We start from the raw sequence: 17,524 nt of genomic DNA, 5'->3' as shown, positions 1-17,524 counted from the left end.
ACTATGGATTATAAGCATACGCTAAACTTGCCAGAAACCGACTTTCCCATGCGCGGCATGCTGCCGAAGCAGGAGCCAGGGCGCGTTTCCCAGTGGCAGGACATGAACCTGTACCAGCGCCTGCGCGATGCCCGTGCGGGTGCGCCGCTGTTCGTACTGCACGATGGCCCTCCCTACGCCAACGGCAGTATCCATATCGGTCACGCCGTGAACAAGATTCTCAAGGACATCATCGTCAAGTCCAAAAACCTGGCGGGCTTCGATGCGCCCTACGTGCCGGGTTGGGACTGCCACGGCCTGCCCATCGAGCACAAGGTAGAGACCACCCACGGCAAGCACCTGCCGGCGGATAAAGCCCGCGAGCTGTGCCGAGAGTACGCTGCTGCCCAGATCGAAACCCAGCTGGTGGATTTCGTGCGCCTGGGCATCATTGGCGACTGGAACCACCCTTATCGCTCCATGGATTACGCCAATGAAGCGGGTGAAATCCGCGCGCTGGCCGACATGGTCGACGCGGGCTATGTCTTCAAAGGTTTGAAACCGGTGAACTGGTGTTTCGACTGCGGCTCGGCGCTTGCCGAGGCGGAGGTAGAGTACGCTGACAAGAAGTCCGATGCCATCGACGTGGCCTTCCCCGTGGAAGACGCCGACAAGCTGGCAGCGGCGTTCGGTCTGAGCGAGCTGGCCAAGCCTGCGGCGGTGGTCATCTGGACCACTACGCCTTGGACCATTCCCGCCAACCAGGCGCTGAACGTTCACCCCGACTTCACCTACGCGCTGGTCGACACCGGTGAGCGCCTGCTGCTGCTGGCCGAAGAGCTGGTCGAGAGCTGCCTAGAGCGCTTTGGTTTACAAGGCGAGGTGGTCGCGACGACTCAGGGCAAACACCTGGACCTGATCAACTTCCGCCACCCGTTCTACGACCGTCTATCGCCTGTCTATCTGGCGGATTACGTCGAGTCTGAAGCCGGCAGTACCGGTATCGTTCACTCTGCCCCTTCTTACGGTATGGATGACTTCGTCACCTGCCGTGAGCATGGCATGAGCTTTGATGACATGCTGAATCCGGTACAGGGCAACGGCGTTTACGCCGATGACCTGCCGTTCTTCGGCGGCCAGATGATCTGGAAAGCCAACCCGAACATCATCGAGAAGCTGCGTGACGTGAACGCGCTGATGGCTCACACGCCAATCACCCACAGCTACATGCATTGCTGGCGCCACAAAACGCCGGTGATCTACCGCGCCACGGCCCAGTGGTTCGTTGGCATGGATATCAAAGGCAAAGATGGCAAGACTCTGCGCGAGCGCGCGCTAGCCGGTATCGAGGCCACCGAGTTTACCCCGGCCTGGGGTCAGGCGCGCCTGCACAGCATGATCGCCAACCGCCCAGATTGGTGTATCTCTCGCCAGCGTAACTGGGGCGTGCCGATTCCGTTCTTCCTGCATAAGCAAACCGGTGAGCTACACCCGAACACCGTGTCGCTGATGGAAGAAGCCGCCAAACGCGTGGAACAGCAGGGCATCGAGGCATGGTTCAAGCTCGACCCCGCCGAGCTGCTCGGCGCAGAGGCGTCGGATTACGAGAAAGTCACCGACACGCTGGACGTATGGTTCGACTCGGGCACTACCCACCGTCATGTGCTGCGCGGCTCGCACCCCCACGGTCATGAAAGCGGCCCGCGGGCAGATTTATACCTGGAAGGTAGCGACCAGCACCGCGGTTGGTTCCACTCGTCACTGCTCACCGGTGCAGCGATCGATGGTCATGCCCCGTATCGCCAGCTGCTGACCCACGGCTTCACGGTGGATGCCCAGGGCCGCAAGATGTCCAAATCCATTGGTAACGTGGTCGCGCCGCAAAGCGTGATGGATAAGCTGGGGGCCGATATTTTGCGCCTTTGGGTGGCGTCGACCGACTACTCCGGTGAAATGGCCGTCTCGGATGAAATCCTCAAGCGCACCGCCGATGTCTATCGCCGTATCCGTAACACTGCCCGCTTCCTGCTGTCCAACTTGAACGGGTTCGATCCCGCGCGGGATCAAGTCGCGTTTGGCGATATGCTGGCGCTGGACCAGTGGGTGGTGGACCGTGCCGCACAGCTTCAAGGCCGCATCGAAACCGCCTATGAGGAGTACCGCTTCCTGGATGTGTATCAGCAGGTGCACGGCTTTTGCGCCCGGGAGCTAGGCGGCTTCTACCTGGACGTGATCAAGGACCGCCAGTACACCACCCAAACCGACTCGCTGGCCCGCCGCAGCGCGCAAACCGCGCTCTATCACGTGGTGGAAGCGCTGAGTCGCTGGGTGGCGCCGATTCTGTCCTTTACCGCCGAAGAGATTTTCGAGCATATCCCCGGCGAGCGTGGCGATAGCGTACTGCTGGAGACCTACTACACTGGCCTCTCCACGCTGGACGAGGGTGCCGAAATGGGCCGGGCGTTCTGGGAGCAGGTGCTGGAAGTGAAGCACTCGGTGAACAAGTGCCTGGAAGACGCGCGTAATGCCAAAGTGATCAAGGGCAGCCTGGCGGCCGACGTGACGCTGTTCGTCAATGAGGAGCTGCACGCAACGTTAACCAAGCTTGGCGACGAGTTGCGCTTCGTGATGCTCACTAGTGAAGTGCATTTAGCGCCGCTCGCAAAGGCCGCCCATGCCGAAAGCACCGAGCTTGCTGGTCTGAAGGTCGCGGTGAGTGCCAGTGAGCACGCCAAGTGTGAGCGCTGCTGGCATCATCGGGCGGACGTAGGCAGCATTGCCGAGCATCCTGACCTGTGCGGCCGCTGCGTGAGTAATTTACCCGACGGTAGCGGTGAGATTCGTCATTATGCCTAACGCCTCTTCAGCGAACGATCTACACTCCCAGCGGCCGCCCATGCGTCGGCCGCTGCGCTGGTTGTGGCTTGCCGTCGCGGTCATCGTAGTGGACTTGACCACCAAGTACGCCGCTAGCCATTTCCTGAACTATGCTCAGCCGGTCGAGGTGCTGCCATTTTTCAACCTCACGCTGCTGCATAATACGGGGGCGGCGTTTAGCTTTTTAGCCGAGCATCCCGGCTGGCAGCGCTGGTTCTTTGCGGCGATTGCCATCGGTGCCAGTATCGGTCTCACAGTGTGGCTATCTCGGGTGCGCGCCGATGAGACGCTGTTGGCCATCGCGCTGCCGCTGATCATCGGAGGCGCGTTGGGCAATTTGTACGACCGCTTGGTCCACGGCTATGTGGTGGATTTTCTCTCCTTCCATGCGGCGGGCTGGTACTACCCTGCCTTTAACGTGGCGGATATCGGCATTACCCTAGGGGCCGTGGGCTTGATTTGGGAGTCGGTCATGGGTGAGCGTCGGCGTAAGAAAGCCGCGCAGTCATCCTCTTCTTAACATCAATGAGTGAGGCACCATGGACTACCTAATTGACGATGGGATGGAAATCACCCTGCATTTTACCCTGAAGCTGGAAGATGGCACGGTCGTCGATTCCACCAAAGAGAAAGCGCCAGCGACGTTCCAATTTGGCGATGGCAATCTGCCGCCCGGCTTCGAGCATCCCATCAAAGGCATGGCCGCAGGCCAGAACGGCTCGTTCGATATCACGCCAGAGCATGCGTTTGGCCAACACAATCCGCAGAACATTCAAACGCTGAAGCGGGAAGACTTTGGTGACGAATCGCCTGAGATCGGCATGGTGATGTCGTTTGCCGACAAAGCGGGAACGGAATTGCCTGGCGTGGTCAAAGCCATTGATGGTGACCGCGTCGAGGTCGACTTCAACCATCCGCTGGCGGGGCGTACATTGACATTCGATGTCGAAGTGCTCGACGTCACGCCGATCACCAAACACTAATTTCCTGAGCGATGCAGGTTGCATCAAGGCGCTTTTATGCAGTCATCAGAGTCATCTCAGCCCGTACAGATCAAGCTAGCCAACCCGCGCGGGTTTTGTGCGGGCGTCGACCGCGCGATCGATATCGTCAACCGTGCGCTGGATGTCTTCGGTCCGCCGATTTACGTGCGTCATGAGGTGGTGCACAACCGCTTCGTGGTGGAAACCTTACGTGAACGCGGCGCGGTCTTCGTGGAAGAGCTTCACGAAGTGCCCGACGATGTGATCGTCATCTTCTCCGCCCACGGCGTTTCCCGCGCGGTGCAGCAAGACGCAGAACAGCGTGGCCTAAAGGTATTCGATGCCACCTGCCCGCTGGTCACCAAAGTGCATATGGAAGTGCTGCGCTACGCCAAGCGCGGCCAGGAGTGCATTTTGATTGGCCATGAAGGCCACCCGGAAGTCGAAGGCACCATGGGGCGCTACGACACCTCCCATGGCGGCAAGATTTACTTGGTCGAAGACGAGCAGGATGTGGCCAACTTAGTCGTGAACGACCCCTCGGCACTGGCGTTCGTGACGCAAACAACACTCTCCATGGACGACACCGCCAAGGTGATCGACGCGCTACGGGACAAATTTCCGGAGATCCAAGGGCCGCGTAAAGACGACATCTGCTACGCCACTCAAAACCGTCAGGACGCGGTGCGTGACTTGGCGGCGGATAGCGACCTAGTCTTGGTGGTCGGCAGCCCCAATAGTTCGAATTCCAACCGGCTGCGTGAGCTTTCCGAGCGAATGGGCACTCCTGCCTATTTGATCGATAACGCTGAGCAAATTGATGCGACTTGGCTCGACGGCGTCAAGCGTATTGGCGTCACTGCCGGGGCGAGCGCCCCTGAAGTGCTCGTCAAAGGCGTTATTGATAAGCTGCAGACACTGGGCGCGGAAGCCCCCGTCGAACTGCAGGGGCGTGAAGAGACGATTACGTTCTCGATGCCAAGAGAGCTGCGTGAACGAGTGATCGTCAGCGAGTAACGCGCTTTACAAGATGAGTGTGCTGAAGCGCTCATCGGTGAACTTGCGTGAGTGAATAGACGTCAGCGAGTGATGCAAAGCGTATCGGTTTCCGACATACTCGAAGTATGGTTTAACCGATACAGGAGCTGACTCGGTGCCTAGCCCTTCATTTTCCCTTGCTGGCGAGCAGGAGACTCACCAGCGAGGTTTTACCCTCATCGAAATGCTGATTGCCGTGGCCATCATTGGCATCGTCGCAGGTATCGCCTATCCCAGTTACACACGCTATGTAGAACGCTCGCTTCGCACTGATGCGCATGCGGGGCTGCTGCAAGCCGCTTCTGAAATGGAGCGCTGCTACTCTCGTCGATACAACTACACCGGCTGTGCCATCACCACGACGTCGCCTGATGGCAACTACACCCTTTCTGTCGCGGCAGGGGGAGAGAGTGACGGCGGTTTTCTTCTCACTGCGACCACCCCTCAGGCCGATGGCTGTCATGGCGATATTCAACTCAATGCGCGCGGCGAGCGCACGCCGGTAGTCTGTTGGTAATGCAGACACACCAGCGAGGACTCTCTATGGTGGAAGCGCTGGTCGCGCTCGTCATTTTGTCAGTGGGAGTGCTCAGTGTGGCTGCAATGCAGCTGAAATCGATGCAAAGCGCTCACAGCGGTTATCAACGGTCGCTGGCCTCCGTGGCTGCATTGGACGCGCAAGAGCGTGTGTGGGCCGCCATCTATCATATAGAAGCGTGCCAAGACGTACCGGTCGCCTCGATTGAAAACGCGTGGCGTGACGCCTGGTTTCTGGCGAAGGGGGCCCCTCTACGACATAGCGTGAACCCGGGCCAAAGTGGGATTGCCCGGTCGGGCTGCCAGTTCGATGTCACGGTGCAACTCGATACGCCCCAGGATGAGAACGGGGGCAGAATGGAGTATCGGTTCTTATTACCGCTTTGAAGTAAGGGTCAAGGAGTCTCTGTGCTAAAGGAAAGGCAGCGCGGTTTTACCCTAACGGAAGTCATGGTAGCGATGGCGATAGGGCTAGTCATCGTATTAGGGGCAGGGCAGCTATTTCTAGGCACGCTGAAAACCCATCGCCATGTCGATATGCTGAGTCGCCAGCAGGAAGCACTGATTTTTGCAGTGACGACGATGACACAAACCCTGCGACGGCAGGGGCCTTATGATGCGTCGGGGCAGGCGTTTTATCATTTACGTTGCCAGAGCGTCGCCAAAGAGTGCCGCTGTACGTTGCAAGACATGTCGCGCGCTCAACCCATGGTCAATTTTGCCACCCCCTCGACGAGTACGTGCGAACGCGATGTACCGTTGGGAAGCCAAACGGCTGACGGCGCCAATAGCCTCGTGTCATTGCCATTAGGCCCCGGCGGCAGCGAATTGCGTTTTCATGTAACGCACCGTGCCAGTCTACTAGCACCCCAAGGGGAATAACCATGGAGAAGAGCGGAGTGAAGCAACAGCAGGGCGCGGCTTTGGTCATCGTCATGGTACTGCTGGCCAGCGCGTTGGTCATGGCGCTCGTCAGTATGCAAACGGCACTGATCGACGAGCGCTTGGCAGGTAACTTTCGTGCATCGATACAAGCGCAAATGCGATCTGAAACGGCGGCGTCAGAAGCCTTGGCCCGTTGGGAGGAACTCGATTGGCAGGGCGCTCCACTGCTAGATGCGCCCGAGACGGCACGTTTTGAGGAGTATGGCACGCACGCCAAAGTATCGACATCGCATCACTGTCCCCAGCACAGCTGTTTCTATATGCCGGTCATTTACCATAGCGAGCGATGGGTCATGGCCATGGGGGCCACCTTCGAAGGGAGCGGGACGGTGGTCGCACAAAGTGCGCCGCTGCTCATTCGCCGCGAAAACCCTCATGAAGTAGGAGCAGAGGCAGCGGTGGTTTGGCAATAAGCGTACAATAGCGTATCGTTTTTGACCTTCATTCAGTTGGATTCAGATCATGAGTCAGACAGCCAAAACCCGCGTGCTGACCGGGATTACCACGACCGGAACGCCGCACCTTGGTAACTACGTGGGCGCTATCAAGCCTGCCATCGAAGCAAGCCAAGACCCGAGCGTGCAGTCGTTCTATTTTCTCGCTGACTATCACGCGCTGATCAAGTGCCAAGAGCCCAAGCGTGTGCAAGCGTCGCGTTTAGAGATTGCGGCCACGTGGCTGGCGCTGGGTCTGGATACCGACAACGCCATTTTCTACCGTCAGTCGGATATCCATGAGATCCCTGAGCTGATGTGGATGCTCTCCTGCGTCTGCGCGAAAGGGTTGATGAACCGTGCTCACGCGTATAAGGCCGCCGTGGCCGAGAACGAAGAAGCGGGCGACCAAGACCCCGATAAAGGTATCACCATGGGGCTGTTTGGCTACCCGGTGCTGATGGCCGCCGACATACTGATGTTCAACGCCAACAAGGTGCCGGTAGGGCGCGATCAGATTCAGCACATTGAAATGGCGAGAGACATCGCGGGTCGCTTCAATCACCTTTTCAAAGGTCAGTACTTCACTCAGCCAGAAGCGGTGGTGAGCGAAAAGGGCGAAGTATTGAAGGGCTTGGATGGTCGCAAAATGTCCAAGAGCTACAACAATACGATCCCGCTGTTCGTTAGCGAGAAAAAGCTGCAAAAGCTGGTGCGAAAAATCAAAACCAACTCGCTCGAGCCGGGTGAGCCGAAAGATCCTGATACCTGCACGCTGTTCCAGATTTACGCTGCTTTCGCCAGCGATGCTGAGACGGCGAATATGCGCGAGCAATACGCTGAAGGCATTGGCTGGGGGGAGGCGAAAGACCGAGTGTTCGATTACCTCAACGCGCATCTCAGTGAGCCAAGGGAGCGCTATAATGCGCTGATGGAAGATCCCGGACATATCGAAGCCGTACTTCAAAAAGGCGCCGAGCGTGCCAGAGAAGAGGCGACGGTCACGATGGACCGGTTACGTTCTGCGGTCGGTCTAGGCCGGTTCGTGTGATAGGTATGAGTTGGCGGTAATAACGAGAAAGGCCCTCCATAAGGAGGGCCTTTTGCGTATCGAAAGGGGACTTAGCTTTCGATAGGCGCGCGCCAGTCGTCGGAACCCGACGTGCCAGCCACGGTGTGTTCCCAATCGATTTTGCGGTAGGCGAGGGAAACATCCATGAGCTGGGTGAATTCGGCTTTCGTCATATCCTGAGCGTGCGGCATGCGCAGGTTGATATCGACGATCGTGGCATCGGTCAAGGTCGTGGTGAAGAAGTGCTCTTGTTTGCCTTCTACCGACGTGCGGTACCACTTGAGCTCTACGTTCGGCAGCATCTCGCCGGATGCCAGCGCGTTGTACATGAGCGGCACGGCTTTATTCAATGCAACGGTAAAGATAAATGGTTTGTGGGCGCGTTGGCCAGACGGTTGACCAGACTGCGGATCAGTAGGAACTGTGACGACGTGTTTGAATTCCTGAACCAGCATTTGATCTTCGTGGCCTTCCACGTAGATGTTACCCACTGAATCAGGGGTAAATGCGCCAGCAGTGATATTGCCCTGAGTTTGGCCTTCGATACTGATATAGCATGGAGTTGGCATAAGTCTGCTCCTTGACGGATTGAGTTAACGTTGTCCGATGGACGCAGTGTTATTGCAATTCAAATGCCATCCTGAATTTTCGTTTTAAAAACAAGCACTTAAATTTTTATATTGAGGGTATTTATTTTTAATTAGGCAATTTTTTGCCTGTCATTAAGCAACCTCTTGCCATTGGCAAAAGGTTGCCTAATCCATACAGGGCGTATTAAGTCTTTGTGGCAGATCGCACGCAGATGTTAATAAATGTAGCTTTAAATGAAGTCAAAGAAATAAATGATGAGGGATCTTAGTTGACTAATTGGCCGGATCAAACGGTCGTTTTTTATGGCTGTTGTAAGTGATTTCTGTCTATTCGCTTAAGAGATTGCCGATAGTTTTTGTAAGAAATATCTTACAAATTATACTTTGTCAGTATTTTTGTTTTATAAAGCTGCTAACTCCTAAAAAAATGAATGAAACGGTAGCTATCTAGGCAGTAGTTGGCGATTAGGTTGTCAGGATCGATATTTAGAGCGGTTGGCATGGAGAAGAATAATTCGGTAATTTTCCCTGATTGAGAACCGTTCGCGGTTACATTCGGTCACTTTTCTCTAGGGCTTATCCGCATGGCTAAACAAGGAACTGTCGCGCCAAAAGAGCGCATCAACATCAAGTATGTGCCGGCAACCGGGGATCAACAATCAGAAACGGAGCTTCCTCTCAAGCTATTGGTCGTGGGTGATTTCAAAGGCGGTGAGGAAGAGACGTCGATTGAGGAGCGCCAAGCAGTTTCCGTCGACAAGAATAATTTTCAATCGGTCATGCGTGAGGCTGGGCTAACGCTTCAGGCCTCTGTTCCGAACCGCCTTGCAGACGATGAAACGCCTAGCGATATGGCGGTCGACCTGTCGTTCAAGTCTTTGGATGACTTCTCCCCTGATGCCGTTGCCAAGCAGGTACCCGAACTGCGTAAGCTGGTCGAGCTGCGTGAAGCGCTGGTCGCCTTGAAAGGGCCGCTGGGCAATGTGCCCGCCTTCCGTGATCGTTTGCAAAAACTGCTGGAGGACGAAGATGCTCGCCAGCAGCTATTAAGCGAGTTGGAGCTACTGGAGTCAGACCGCCAGGGCGAGTAAGCCGTGGCAGTTCTCTTAGCGATCCCACCGTCAACGATTTCGAGGCATGGCAATGAGCAAAACGGCAAAGCAGCAGTCTGCAGCAGTGACAGAGACAGAATCAGAGCTTTCCCTGCTAGATCAGGTAATGGCTCAAACGCGTATGGCACCCGCCGATGAAGGCTATGATGTCGCCAAACAAGGCGTGGCCGCGTTCATTGCAGAGCTGTTGAACAACAGTGATTCGGTGCAAAACGTCAATAAGTCGCTCGTCGACGGTATGATCGTCGAACTCGATCGTAAAATTAGTCATCAAGTCGATGAAATTCTCCATGATCGTGGCTTTCAACAAATGGAGTCTGCTTGGCGCGGTTTGAAGCTGCTAGTAGATCGCACGGATTTTCGTGAGAACATCAAGCTCGATGTGCTCCATGCCACGAAGCAGGAGCTGTTAGAAGATTTCGAGTTTGCCCCCGAAATCAGCCAGAGTGGCCTTTATCACCACGTTTATAATGCAGGATATGGCCAATTTGGCGGTGAGCCGGTCGCGGGCATCATCGGTCATTACGATTTCTCACCCTCGACTCCTGATATGAAGCTGCTGCAGTACACTTCGGCGGTGGGCGCCATGTCTCATGCGCCGTTCATGTCTTCCGTGGCGCCCTCCTTTTTTGGGATCGACAGTTTCGAAGAGCTGCCCAACATCAAGGATTTCAAAGCGATCTTCGAAGGGCCGAAATATGCGCGGTGGCGCAGTCTGCGTGAGTCCGAGGATGCTCGCTATCTTGGCTTGACGGCCCCTCGCTTTTTATTGCGAACACCTTACGACCCCATCGAAAACCCGGTTAAGACGTTCAACTACCGCGAGAACGTCAGCGAAAACCACGATCACTATCTATGGGGAAATACCGCTTATCTGCTCGCAGAGCGCCTGACCGACAGCTTTGCCAAATATCGTTGGTGTCCGAACATCATTGGTCCGCAAAGTGGCGGCGCGGTGGAAAATCTCCCCGTGCACACTTATGAGGCGTTCGGTCAGCTGCAAGCCAAAATCCCAACGGAAGTGCTCATTACCGACCGCCGCGAATTCGAAATGGCCGAAGAGGGCTTTATTTCGCTCACGATGCGTAAAGGTAGCGATAACGCAGCCTTCTTCTCTGCTAACTCCGTTCAAAAGCCGAAAGTGTTCCCCAATACGGCGGAAGGGAAAGCCGCAGAGACCAACTTCAAGTTGGGCACTCAGCTGCCTTACATGTTCATCATCAACCGCTTGGCGCACTACGTCAAAGTGCTTCAGCGTGAACAAATTGGCTCTTGGAAAGAACGCCAAGACCTGGAACGCGAGCTCAACACGTGGATTCGCCAGTACGTCGCTGACCAGGAGAACCCGCCTGCCGATGTTCGTAGCCGTCGTCCCCTGCGTGCCGCCTCTATCCAAGTGTCCGACGTCGAAGGCGATCCGGGCTGGTATCAAGTGTCGATGGCCGTTCGCCCGCACTTCAAATACATGGGGGCCAACTTCGAGCTGTCTTTGGTCGGTCGACTCGACAAGGAATAAGAGGGTGGAGCCAGGATGGCAATGGAGAGCAGTCGTAGGCGATTAGGCAACCGTTTGTTCGAGCGTCTTGCCGCACCTCAAGCGCACCATGCAGAGGCGAGCGAGAGTCCGCTGGAAGTCGTCGTTGCATCCATCAAACGGCATTTGGTGGATTTGCTCAATAGTCATCCTGGCAACAGTGCGAGTGTGCCCGAGCTTGGCCTGCTGGATTTCAATGATGCCACCATCGGTGTGTTGGATCTGGAACTCAATATCAAGCAGGCCATTCGGCACTGTATCGAGCGCTACGAGCCACGCGTCCAGCATGTCGACGTCGAGTCGTTGCCCAACTCAGGTGACCCTCTTCAGCTGCGCTTTCAAGTACATGCAACGGTGGCTTTAGGAAATAGCAGTACGCACACCACGATCGACCTGTTGCTCAACAACAAGCGTTATCAGTGTCTCAACTGATAGACCAACGAGGCACTCATGCTCAATCGCTACTACCGAGACGAACTCAATTTTCTGAAACGACAAGGGCGGGAGTTTGCCGACGCAAACCCTGGCCTTAGCCGTTTTTTATCGGAACGCAGCACCGACCCGGACGTCGAGCGTCTGTTGGAAGGCTTTGCCTTTCTGACGGGGCGCATGCGCGAAAAAGTCGAGGATGAGTTTCCTGAGCTGACCCACTCGCTGATCAGCATGCTGTGGCCAAACTATTTGCGTCCGGTGCCCAGTATGACGGTCGTGCAGTTCACGCCGCAGGTGAACGCGTTGAGCCAACAGCAGGTCGTTGACCGTGGGACAGAGATGGCGAGCGTGGCGGTTAACAACACGGCTTGCTTATTTCGCACCTGTCATGATGTTGCGTTGTACCCATTGGCACATGACGGTGTCACTGCGCGGCATACCCGGGAAAGCTCCGTCGTCGAATTGGCGATGTCCGTGCACAGTGACCAGCCCATGAACTCGCTGGGTATCGACGCGATACGGCTCTATTTGGGTGGAGATTCGTATACCGCAAGGACGCTGTATCTGTGGATGAGCCACTATCTGGCGCGACTAGAGCTGGAGATCGACGGCGTTGCGTACAGGCTGCCAGCGGATACGTTACAGGCGGTTGGCTTCGATGGAGACCAAGCCTTGCTGCCCTACCCGCGAAACGTGCATCAGGGGTATCGAATCCTGCAGGAGTATCTCTGCTTCCCCGAGGCCTTCCATTTTTTCGATGTACAACATCTCGCGCAAACCCTGCCTGCGACCCCCGGTCGTCGTGCCACGCTTCGTTTCGAGTTTTCTCGCCCTTTACCGACGGATGCGCGGGTGCAAGACGAGCATTTGGCACTGTACTGCACGCCAGCGATCAACCTCTTCAAGCATGACGCTGAACCTATCGACCTGACGGGGGAGCGAAGTGACTATCGTATTCGGCCTAGTAGCCAAACTCCCGCGCATTTCGAAACGTTCAGTGTCGATGACGTCGTCGGGCGCCTAGAGGGCGATAAAAACAGCGTACAGGCAGCCGCGCGTCGTTATGTGCCCTTCGAGAGCTTTCAGCATCAAATCGAGCGCGACCGAGGACGCGAAACGCTGCATTACCGGGTGCGGGTGTGTAACAGCGTAAGAGGTGATGGATTTGATCACGACATTGCCTTCATCCGAGGCGATGAGCAGCAGTGTCTGGGGCTGCGGGAGACCATCTCATTGAGCCTGACCTGCAGTAATCGTGAACTGCCCGAGCAGCTCACGATTGGTGACGTGTGCGTAGGCACCGAGAAAAGCCCCACGTTCGCAGCATTTCGCAATATCACCAAGCCCACGCCCGTACTGCGGCCCGCCATCGATGATGGTTTGCTGTGGGTGCTGATTTCCAATTTATCGCTGAACTATCTGTCGCTACTCAATAGAGATGCGCTATGTGCCGTGCTGAAAGCCTACGACTTTCGAGCGCTGGTCGACCGGCAAGCAGAACGCATCGCACAAAAGCGCCTGGCCGGGATCGTGGATATTCAGACGCAGCCTGTCGACCGTTTACGCAGAGGTTTGCCAGTACGCGGATTGCGCTCGGTCATGACGCTTGATCAAGAGGCGTTTGGCGATGAGGGCAGCCTCTATCTCTTTGGCAGCGTATTAGCACGCTTTCTGTCTTTGTACGCCAGCATCAATTCGTTTCACGAATTGCAGGTGGTCAATCGTCATAACCAAGAGCGCTATGTATGGAGCTTGCAAGTGGGGCAGCAGCCTCTGATGTAGCGCTGGCGCCCTTGTTCAACGGCGCGCGTCGCTACGAATTCTTTCAACTGGTCGAACTGCTGCATCGTCATCACGGGGATGATTTGGAGCAGCGGCATGGCGGTAGCGTGCCTGCTTTTCAGCGGGTGCGTTATACCACCTCGGCGTCGTTGGGGTTTCCGAGTAGTGATGTGCTGGCTCTGGAAATGAACGAGGAGGGGCAGTATGCCCTGCAAGTCAGCTTTCTTGGTTTACAGGGAGCGCAGTCACCGCTGCCTAGCTACTACCTAGAAGCATTGGCGCATGAGTCGGCGCATCAGGAAGGGGCGGCGGGTGATTTTTTAGACTTCTTCAATCACCGCTTATTGACGTTGCTGCATCGAAGCTGGCGCAAGTATCGCCACTACGTGCGCTATCAAGACGATGCCCAGGATGGTTTTTCCGCCACCGTCTTTGCTTTGGTAGGGCTTGCCGACAGCAACCTACGCGGTGAGACACCGATCAACTGGAGCAAGATGCTGGCGTATGCCGGCTTGCTGGCCGGTCGGTCACGTTCGCCGGACGTGGTCAGCGGCATCGTCAGCCACTGTTTCGACATTGCCACGGTCGAGATCGAGCAGTGGGTACACCGCTGGGTCGACATACCGCTGGACCAGCGTAGCCGGGCTGGTTTCACGGGCATGACGCTTGGTGAGGACATGGTGGCAGGCGAACGGGTGGCCGATGTGAACGGCAAGTTTGCCCTTTGCTTGCGCGGGCTAACCCTGGAGAGGTTTCGCGATTTTCTTCCTGATGGCGTCGAGCATCAGCCGTTGAGGACACTGGTGAGTTTCGTTTTGCGCGAGCCGCTGGCTTACGACCTGGAGCTCGAGCTGCTTGAGCGCGACGTGAGGCCCATGCAGTTGGGCGAGATTGATTCCTGCCAACTGGGCTGGACGACATTCGTAAACCCTGACGGCGACGGCAGCGCGACGCATCGCCGTGTCCGTATTCAAATGACGAGTTAAACCATGCACGCCGAGCCTTTCGATGTCATTACGTTGGTTGTGTTGAACAGTGAACAGCTAGAGGGTCGCTCCTCCAGCAGCCACGTGTTTTATGAAGAAGGCGGCACGCTGGGAGCAAGCGACGCAGATGACTGGCTGCTTCAAGATCATGTCGGCCTGATACGTCCTCATCATGCTGAGATCCTTAAGATCGATGGCAAGTTTTGCTTGGTGGATGCCAGTGGCCATACCTACATCAATCGCGCGACGCTGCCCGTGGGGAGGGGCCGAAAAGTCGCTCTGCGCGATGGCGATGAGCTGATCGTAGGTGAGTATCGGTTAAAAGTGCATTTGGGCGACCGCCATGGGTGGCAGCCAGGCGTGCACTCGATCACAACGCTGATCGATGAAGAACATGAGGATATGACGCACCCGTATGACAAAGCGCCCATTGGGAGTGAGTACTCGCATCGTCAGCAGTCCAGGCAAGACGACCCCATTGAGGCACTAGGAGGTGTCATGCCTGGCTCGTTACAGCACGATCCTATGGTGGCGTTGGATCGCGGGTCAGCCCCCGTATCACCGATAGAACCTCTCGAGGAAGCCCCTTTTCGGCATCACCCGCCGCGCAGCGAAACGGTCAACCTTTCTGGTAGGCAAACCTTTAACGGCACATTTAGGCAGAGGAGCAGTGACATGGATGAGCGGCAACTTAACGACCTAGAGCGCTCGGTGGGTGAACAGCTCGAGGATCGCTGGCAAACCCCTACGACACAAGCGCTGGGCCATGTAGGCGCTGATCCCCTATTGCGAGGTATGGGGCTCGATTTACCTTTTCGTGATAGCGAAGAGCAGCAGGCATTTTTGGAAGAAGCCGGCCAAACACTACGCGCCGCCGTGGATGGTTTGCGCTTGCTACAACAGGCGCAGAATGACAGTAAGTACCCACTTCGGGATCGTCGGCTCCAGCCCATCGAGGATAACCCATTACGTTTGGGGCTCTCCTTTGATGAGACGGCACAAACGCTGTTTTCCGCCCAGCGCAGCCCCGTGCATCTGTCAGCTCCCGAGGCGGTGGCCGAAAGTTTGCGTCATCAAGGGCAGCACCAAGCCGCCGTCGAAGAGGCCATTGGCTTAGCGCTGGGGGCCATTCTGGATGCATTCTCTCCCGACGCGCTGCTCAAGCGTTTTCATGCGTACCGAGGCGCGGGCGCTCGTATCGACGATGAAGGTGGCTGGGCTTGGGAAATGTACCAGCACTATTACCGGGAGCTTAACTCTGGCCGTCAGCAAGGCTTTCAAAAACTCTTTTGGGAAGTCTTCGAGCAGGGCTATGACCAGTCCGTTCGACGCCAGCAGCGGGAGGAAGCATGAGCACCGTCCGTTTAGTTCGGCTGGCGGCAGTGGCGTGCCTCTGTTTAGTGCTGGTCGGCTGTGCCTCAACGCGGGAAGCCACGGGTAAGGCATGGCAAGTGATCCGTGATCCTTCTATCCCTGTGGGGTATCCAGAAGAGAGACCCTCTCTCGTGGACCTCAGCATGGTGGCCGAGCCCAACGCCAACCCTAATGCGGATGGCGAGGGCACGCCGCTGCGCTTTCAGATACTGCAACTGAAAGATGACTCCATGCTCATGGCCGCGGATCTGGGACAGCTGCAGCGCGATCTAGAGGAGGCACTGGGCACCAACTACTTGACCCATGATGACTTCACCCTGCTTCCCGGCCAGTGGAAATTCTACGAGCCCTTCGAGGTAGACGAGGATACGCGTTACATCGGCATCATCGCGTTTTATGCCTCGCCCAACGAGGCGGAATGGAAAAAGGTCGTGAAAATCACCAGCCAAGGCGAGCACTACCATCTGTTGGTGCACCTGCGTGACCGCGAAGTAGCACTAAGGAAGGAAGAGTAATGGCGACCCGCAACCGAGTCGTGTGGAGCGAAGGGCTCTTCATCAAACCGCAGCATTTCCAACAGCAACAGCGAAGTTTGGAAGGCTTGTTGGATACCCGCTTGAAGGGTGTTAGCCACTATCTATACGGCTTTCTCTCTTTGGAATTGAACAACGAATTCCTCAGCTTCGGGCGTGTGGCGATTAGTCGAGCCAGTGGGGTCATGCCGGACGGCGTGGCGTTCCATTTACCGGCCGATGATGTCGAGCCCACACCGTTGGAGATCGACGACGCCAGCATCACGAACCAAGTGGTTTATTTGGGATTACCGCTAGCGACAGACGGCGTAGGAGAAGTGCGCTGGCCTGGTGATGATCTGCCTGCTCGCTATCGGTTACTGAGCCGTAGCGTGCGCGACCTGCATTCACGGGAAGGTGCCACTGCCGAGCTAGACGTGGCCCGCGTATCGCCCCGCTTGCTGCTAGAAAAAGAAGATCGTAGCGGCTACGCCTGTTTAGCCGTTGCCAGAATCGTCGAACGGCGTCCTGACGGTAGCCTCGTGCTGGACGAGCAGTTCCTGCCCACGCTGCTCAACGTTCAGGCAGCTCCGGGCTTGCAGCGCTTTGTCGGCGAAATGGCCGGGTTGATGCGTGAGCGTGCACGCAACATTGCTCAGCGGCTATCGACACCCCATCAAGCCGGTGTCGCGGACGTATCGGACTTCATGCTGCTACAACTGTTGAACCGCGCCCAGCCGCGTTTCCAACACTTGGCGCGCCTAGGTCAGCTCCATCCCGAGCGCCTCTACGACACCATGCACGAAATCGCCTGTGAACTGGTCACGTTTACCGACGAGTCGCGCTTGCCGCCAGAGTGTCCCGCTTACGATCACGATCATCCCGAGCGGGCGTTCCGTCCTCTGATGAAAATGCTGCGTCAAGCGCTCTCGACGGTACTCGAGCCACGTGCCGTGGCGATTCAATTGCAGGCTCGTCGATTTGGCCTCTTGGTGGCGCCGCTGTCTGATCTCAGCTTGATCGAATCCGCCGAGTTCATTCTAGCGGTGCGTGCCGACATGCCCAACGAGCGGCTGCGCAAGCTATTCCTGCAACAAACCAAAGTGGCCAGCGTCGAGCGTATCCGCGATCTGATCAGCTTACAGCTACCCGGCGTACCGCTCGAGCCTTTGCCAGTGGCACCTCGTGAGCTGCCGTATCACGCAGGCTATACCTACTTCCAGTTGGACCGCCAAAGCGAAGCGTGGGGAATGCTCAACGGTGCCAGCGGTTTTGCGTTCCACGTGGCGGGCGAGTTCCCCGGGTTGGAAATGCAGTTCTGGGCGATCAGGAGTTAA

18 protein-coding genes are annotated in these 17,524 nt (G+C 56.5%); 17 read left to right on the top strand and 1 reads right to left on the bottom strand.

Translation table 11 applies throughout. The features are described 5' to 3' along the window. The first annotated feature begins 3 nt into the window (after positions 1-3). From ileS to FRH_RS03150, 9 genes are all read left to right on the top strand, one after another. The gene (gene ileS / locus FRH_RS03190) at positions 4-2,835 is read left to right on the top strand and encodes an isoleucine--tRNA ligase (RefSeq protein ID WP_281997732.1); all 2,832 of its coding nucleotides are present in this window, start codon (positions 4-6) and stop codon (positions 2,833-2,835) included. Further along, the gene (lspA, locus tag FRH_RS03185; protein ID WP_281997731.1) at positions 2,828-3,376 is read left to right on the top strand and encodes a signal peptidase II; all 549 of its coding nucleotides are present in this window, start codon (positions 2,828-2,830) and stop codon (positions 3,374-3,376) included. Before ileS ends, lspA begins: the two co-directional genes overlap by 8 nt. Before the next feature lie 19 nt (positions 3,377-3,395). Beyond that, a complete protein-coding gene (gene fkpB, locus FRH_RS03180) occupies positions 3,396-3,839 on the top strand; it encodes an FKBP-type peptidyl-prolyl cis-trans isomerase (RefSeq protein WP_139525727.1) in 444 nt (147 codons plus the stop codon). Between the two features lie 36 nt (positions 3,840-3,875). Further along, on the top strand, positions 3,876-4,856 hold the full coding sequence (gene ispH, locus FRH_RS03175) for a 4-hydroxy-3-methylbut-2-enyl diphosphate reductase (RefSeq protein WP_281997730.1): 981 nt from the start codon (positions 3,876-3,878) through the stop codon (positions 4,854-4,856). A 136-nt stretch (positions 4,857-4,992) separates the two neighbouring features. After that, positions 4,993-5,394 (top strand): type IV pilin protein, encoded by a 402-nt coding sequence (locus FRH_RS03170; protein ID WP_281997729.1) that lies wholly within the window; start codon positions 4,993-4,995, stop codon positions 5,392-5,394. Then, positions 5,394-5,801: a type IV pilus modification protein PilV gene (pilV, locus tag FRH_RS03165; RefSeq protein ID WP_281997728.1), complete on the top strand. Its 408-nt coding sequence runs from the start codon at positions 5,394-5,396 to the stop codon at positions 5,799-5,801. Before FRH_RS03170 ends, pilV begins: the two co-directional genes overlap by 1 nt. Before the next feature lie 21 nt (positions 5,802-5,822). After that, positions 5,823-6,296: a prepilin-type N-terminal cleavage/methylation domain-containing protein gene (locus FRH_RS03160; protein WP_281997727.1), complete on the top strand. Its 474-nt coding sequence runs from the start codon at positions 5,823-5,825 to the stop codon at positions 6,294-6,296. A 2-nt stretch (positions 6,297-6,298) separates the two neighbouring features. Further along, positions 6,299-6,772, top strand: coding sequence for a PilX N-terminal domain-containing pilus assembly protein (locus FRH_RS03155; protein WP_139525724.1), 474 nt, complete (start codon positions 6,299-6,301; stop codon positions 6,770-6,772). 49 nt (positions 6,773-6,821) lie between these two features. Continuing rightward, positions 6,822-7,844, top strand: coding sequence for a tryptophan--tRNA ligase (locus FRH_RS03150; protein WP_153843094.1), 1,023 nt, complete (start codon positions 6,822-6,824; stop codon positions 7,842-7,844). Between the two features lie 71 nt (positions 7,845-7,915). Here the strand turns inward: FRH_RS03150 and FRH_RS03145 are convergent, their stop codons facing one another. Next, positions 7,916-8,434: an Hcp family type VI secretion system effector gene (locus tag FRH_RS03145; RefSeq protein WP_139525722.1), complete on the bottom strand. Its 519-nt coding sequence runs from the start codon at positions 8,432-8,434 to the stop codon at positions 7,916-7,918. A gap of 605 nt (positions 8,435-9,039) precedes the next feature. Between FRH_RS03145 and tssB the strand changes: the two genes are divergently transcribed. From tssB to tssK, 8 genes are read left to right on the top strand one after another with little or no spacing between them, the layout of a single operon-like run. Further along, a complete protein-coding gene (gene tssB, locus FRH_RS03140; RefSeq protein ID WP_139525721.1) occupies positions 9,040-9,546 on the top strand; it encodes a type VI secretion system contractile sheath small subunit in 507 nt (168 codons plus the stop codon). Between the two features lie 52 nt (positions 9,547-9,598). Then, on the top strand, positions 9,599-11,083 hold the full coding sequence (gene tssC, locus FRH_RS03135; protein WP_139525720.1) for a type VI secretion system contractile sheath large subunit: 1,485 nt from the start codon (positions 9,599-9,601) through the stop codon (positions 11,081-11,083). A 15-nt stretch (positions 11,084-11,098) separates the two neighbouring features. Continuing rightward, positions 11,099-11,533, top strand: coding sequence for a type VI secretion system baseplate subunit TssE (gene tssE, locus FRH_RS03130; RefSeq protein WP_281997726.1), 435 nt, complete (start codon positions 11,099-11,101; stop codon positions 11,531-11,533). A gap of 18 nt (positions 11,534-11,551) precedes the next feature. After that, positions 11,552-13,315, top strand: a complete 1,764-nt coding sequence (gene tssF, locus FRH_RS03125; RefSeq protein WP_281997725.1) for a type VI secretion system baseplate subunit TssF — start codon at positions 11,552-11,554, stop codon at positions 13,313-13,315. Then, positions 13,279-14,301, top strand: a complete 1,023-nt coding sequence (tssG, locus tag FRH_RS03120; RefSeq protein ID WP_139525717.1) for a type VI secretion system baseplate subunit TssG — start codon at positions 13,279-13,281, stop codon at positions 14,299-14,301. Before tssF ends, tssG begins: the two co-directional genes overlap by 37 nt. A gap of 3 nt (positions 14,302-14,304) precedes the next feature. Beyond that, positions 14,305-15,654 carry a type VI secretion system-associated FHA domain protein TagH gene (tagH, locus tag FRH_RS03115; RefSeq protein WP_139525716.1) on the top strand — a complete coding sequence of 450 codons (1,350 nt, stop codon included), beginning with the start codon at positions 14,305-14,307 and terminating at the stop codon, positions 15,652-15,654. After that, the gene (gene tssJ, locus FRH_RS03110; protein ID WP_139525715.1) at positions 15,651-16,190 is read left to right on the top strand and encodes a type VI secretion system lipoprotein TssJ; all 540 of its coding nucleotides are present in this window, start codon (positions 15,651-15,653) and stop codon (positions 16,188-16,190) included. Before tagH ends, tssJ begins: the two co-directional genes overlap by 4 nt. Continuing rightward, the gene (tssK, locus tag FRH_RS03105; RefSeq protein WP_139525714.1) at positions 16,190-17,524 is read left to right on the top strand and encodes a type VI secretion system baseplate subunit TssK; all 1,335 of its coding nucleotides are present in this window, start codon (positions 16,190-16,192) and stop codon (positions 17,522-17,524) included. Before tssJ ends, tssK begins: the two co-directional genes overlap by 1 nt.

Origin of the sequence: Halomonas sp. A020, assembly GCF_027943625.1 — a bacterium.
GTDB lineage: Bacteria > Pseudomonadota > Gammaproteobacteria > Pseudomonadales > Halomonadaceae > Vreelandella > Vreelandella piezotolerans.
This window is presented reverse-complemented; position numbering and strand designations above follow the sequence as displayed.

Bases quoted from the DNA above. Each gene is read 5' to 3' on its own strand.
- pilV (WP_281997728.1), top strand. From the start codon at position 5,394: ATGCAGACACACCAGCGAGGACTCTCTATGGTGGAAGCGCTGGTCGCG.
- tssF (WP_281997725.1), top strand. From the start codon at position 11,552: ATGCTCAATCGCTACTACCGAGACGAACTCAATTTTCTGAAACGACAA.
- lspA (WP_281997731.1), top strand. From the start codon at position 2,828: ATGCCTAACGCCTCTTCAGCGAACGATCTACACTCCCAGCGGCCGCCC.
- FRH_RS03155 (WP_139525724.1), top strand. From the start codon at position 6,299: ATGGAGAAGAGCGGAGTGAAGCAACAGCAGGGCGCGGCTTTGGTCATC.
- ispH (WP_281997730.1), top strand. From the start codon at position 3,876: ATGCAGTCATCAGAGTCATCTCAGCCCGTACAGATCAAGCTAGCCAAC.
- tssG (WP_139525717.1), top strand. From the start codon at position 13,279: ATGGAGCTTGCAAGTGGGGCAGCAGCCTCTGATGTAGCGCTGGCGCCC.
- ileS (WP_281997732.1), top strand. From the start codon at position 4: ATGGATTATAAGCATACGCTAAACTTGCCAGAAACCGACTTTCCCATG.
- FRH_RS03145 (WP_139525722.1), bottom strand. From the start codon at position 8,434: ATGCCAACTCCATGCTATATCAGTATCGAAGGCCAAACTCAGGGCAAT.
- tagH (WP_139525716.1), top strand. From the start codon at position 14,305: ATGCACGCCGAGCCTTTCGATGTCATTACGTTGGTTGTGTTGAACAGT.
- tssE (WP_281997726.1), top strand. From the start codon at position 11,099: ATGGCAATGGAGAGCAGTCGTAGGCGATTAGGCAACCGTTTGTTCGAG.
- tssB (WP_139525721.1), top strand. From the start codon at position 9,040: ATGGCTAAACAAGGAACTGTCGCGCCAAAAGAGCGCATCAACATCAAG.
- fkpB (WP_139525727.1), top strand. From the start codon at position 3,396: ATGGACTACCTAATTGACGATGGGATGGAAATCACCCTGCATTTTACC.
- tssC (WP_139525720.1), top strand. From the start codon at position 9,599: ATGAGCAAAACGGCAAAGCAGCAGTCTGCAGCAGTGACAGAGACAGAA.
- tssK (WP_139525714.1), top strand. From the start codon at position 16,190: ATGGCGACCCGCAACCGAGTCGTGTGGAGCGAAGGGCTCTTCATCAAA.
- tssJ (WP_139525715.1), top strand. From the start codon at position 15,651: ATGAGCACCGTCCGTTTAGTTCGGCTGGCGGCAGTGGCGTGCCTCTGT.
- FRH_RS03150 (WP_153843094.1), top strand. From the start codon at position 6,822: ATGAGTCAGACAGCCAAAACCCGCGTGCTGACCGGGATTACCACGACC.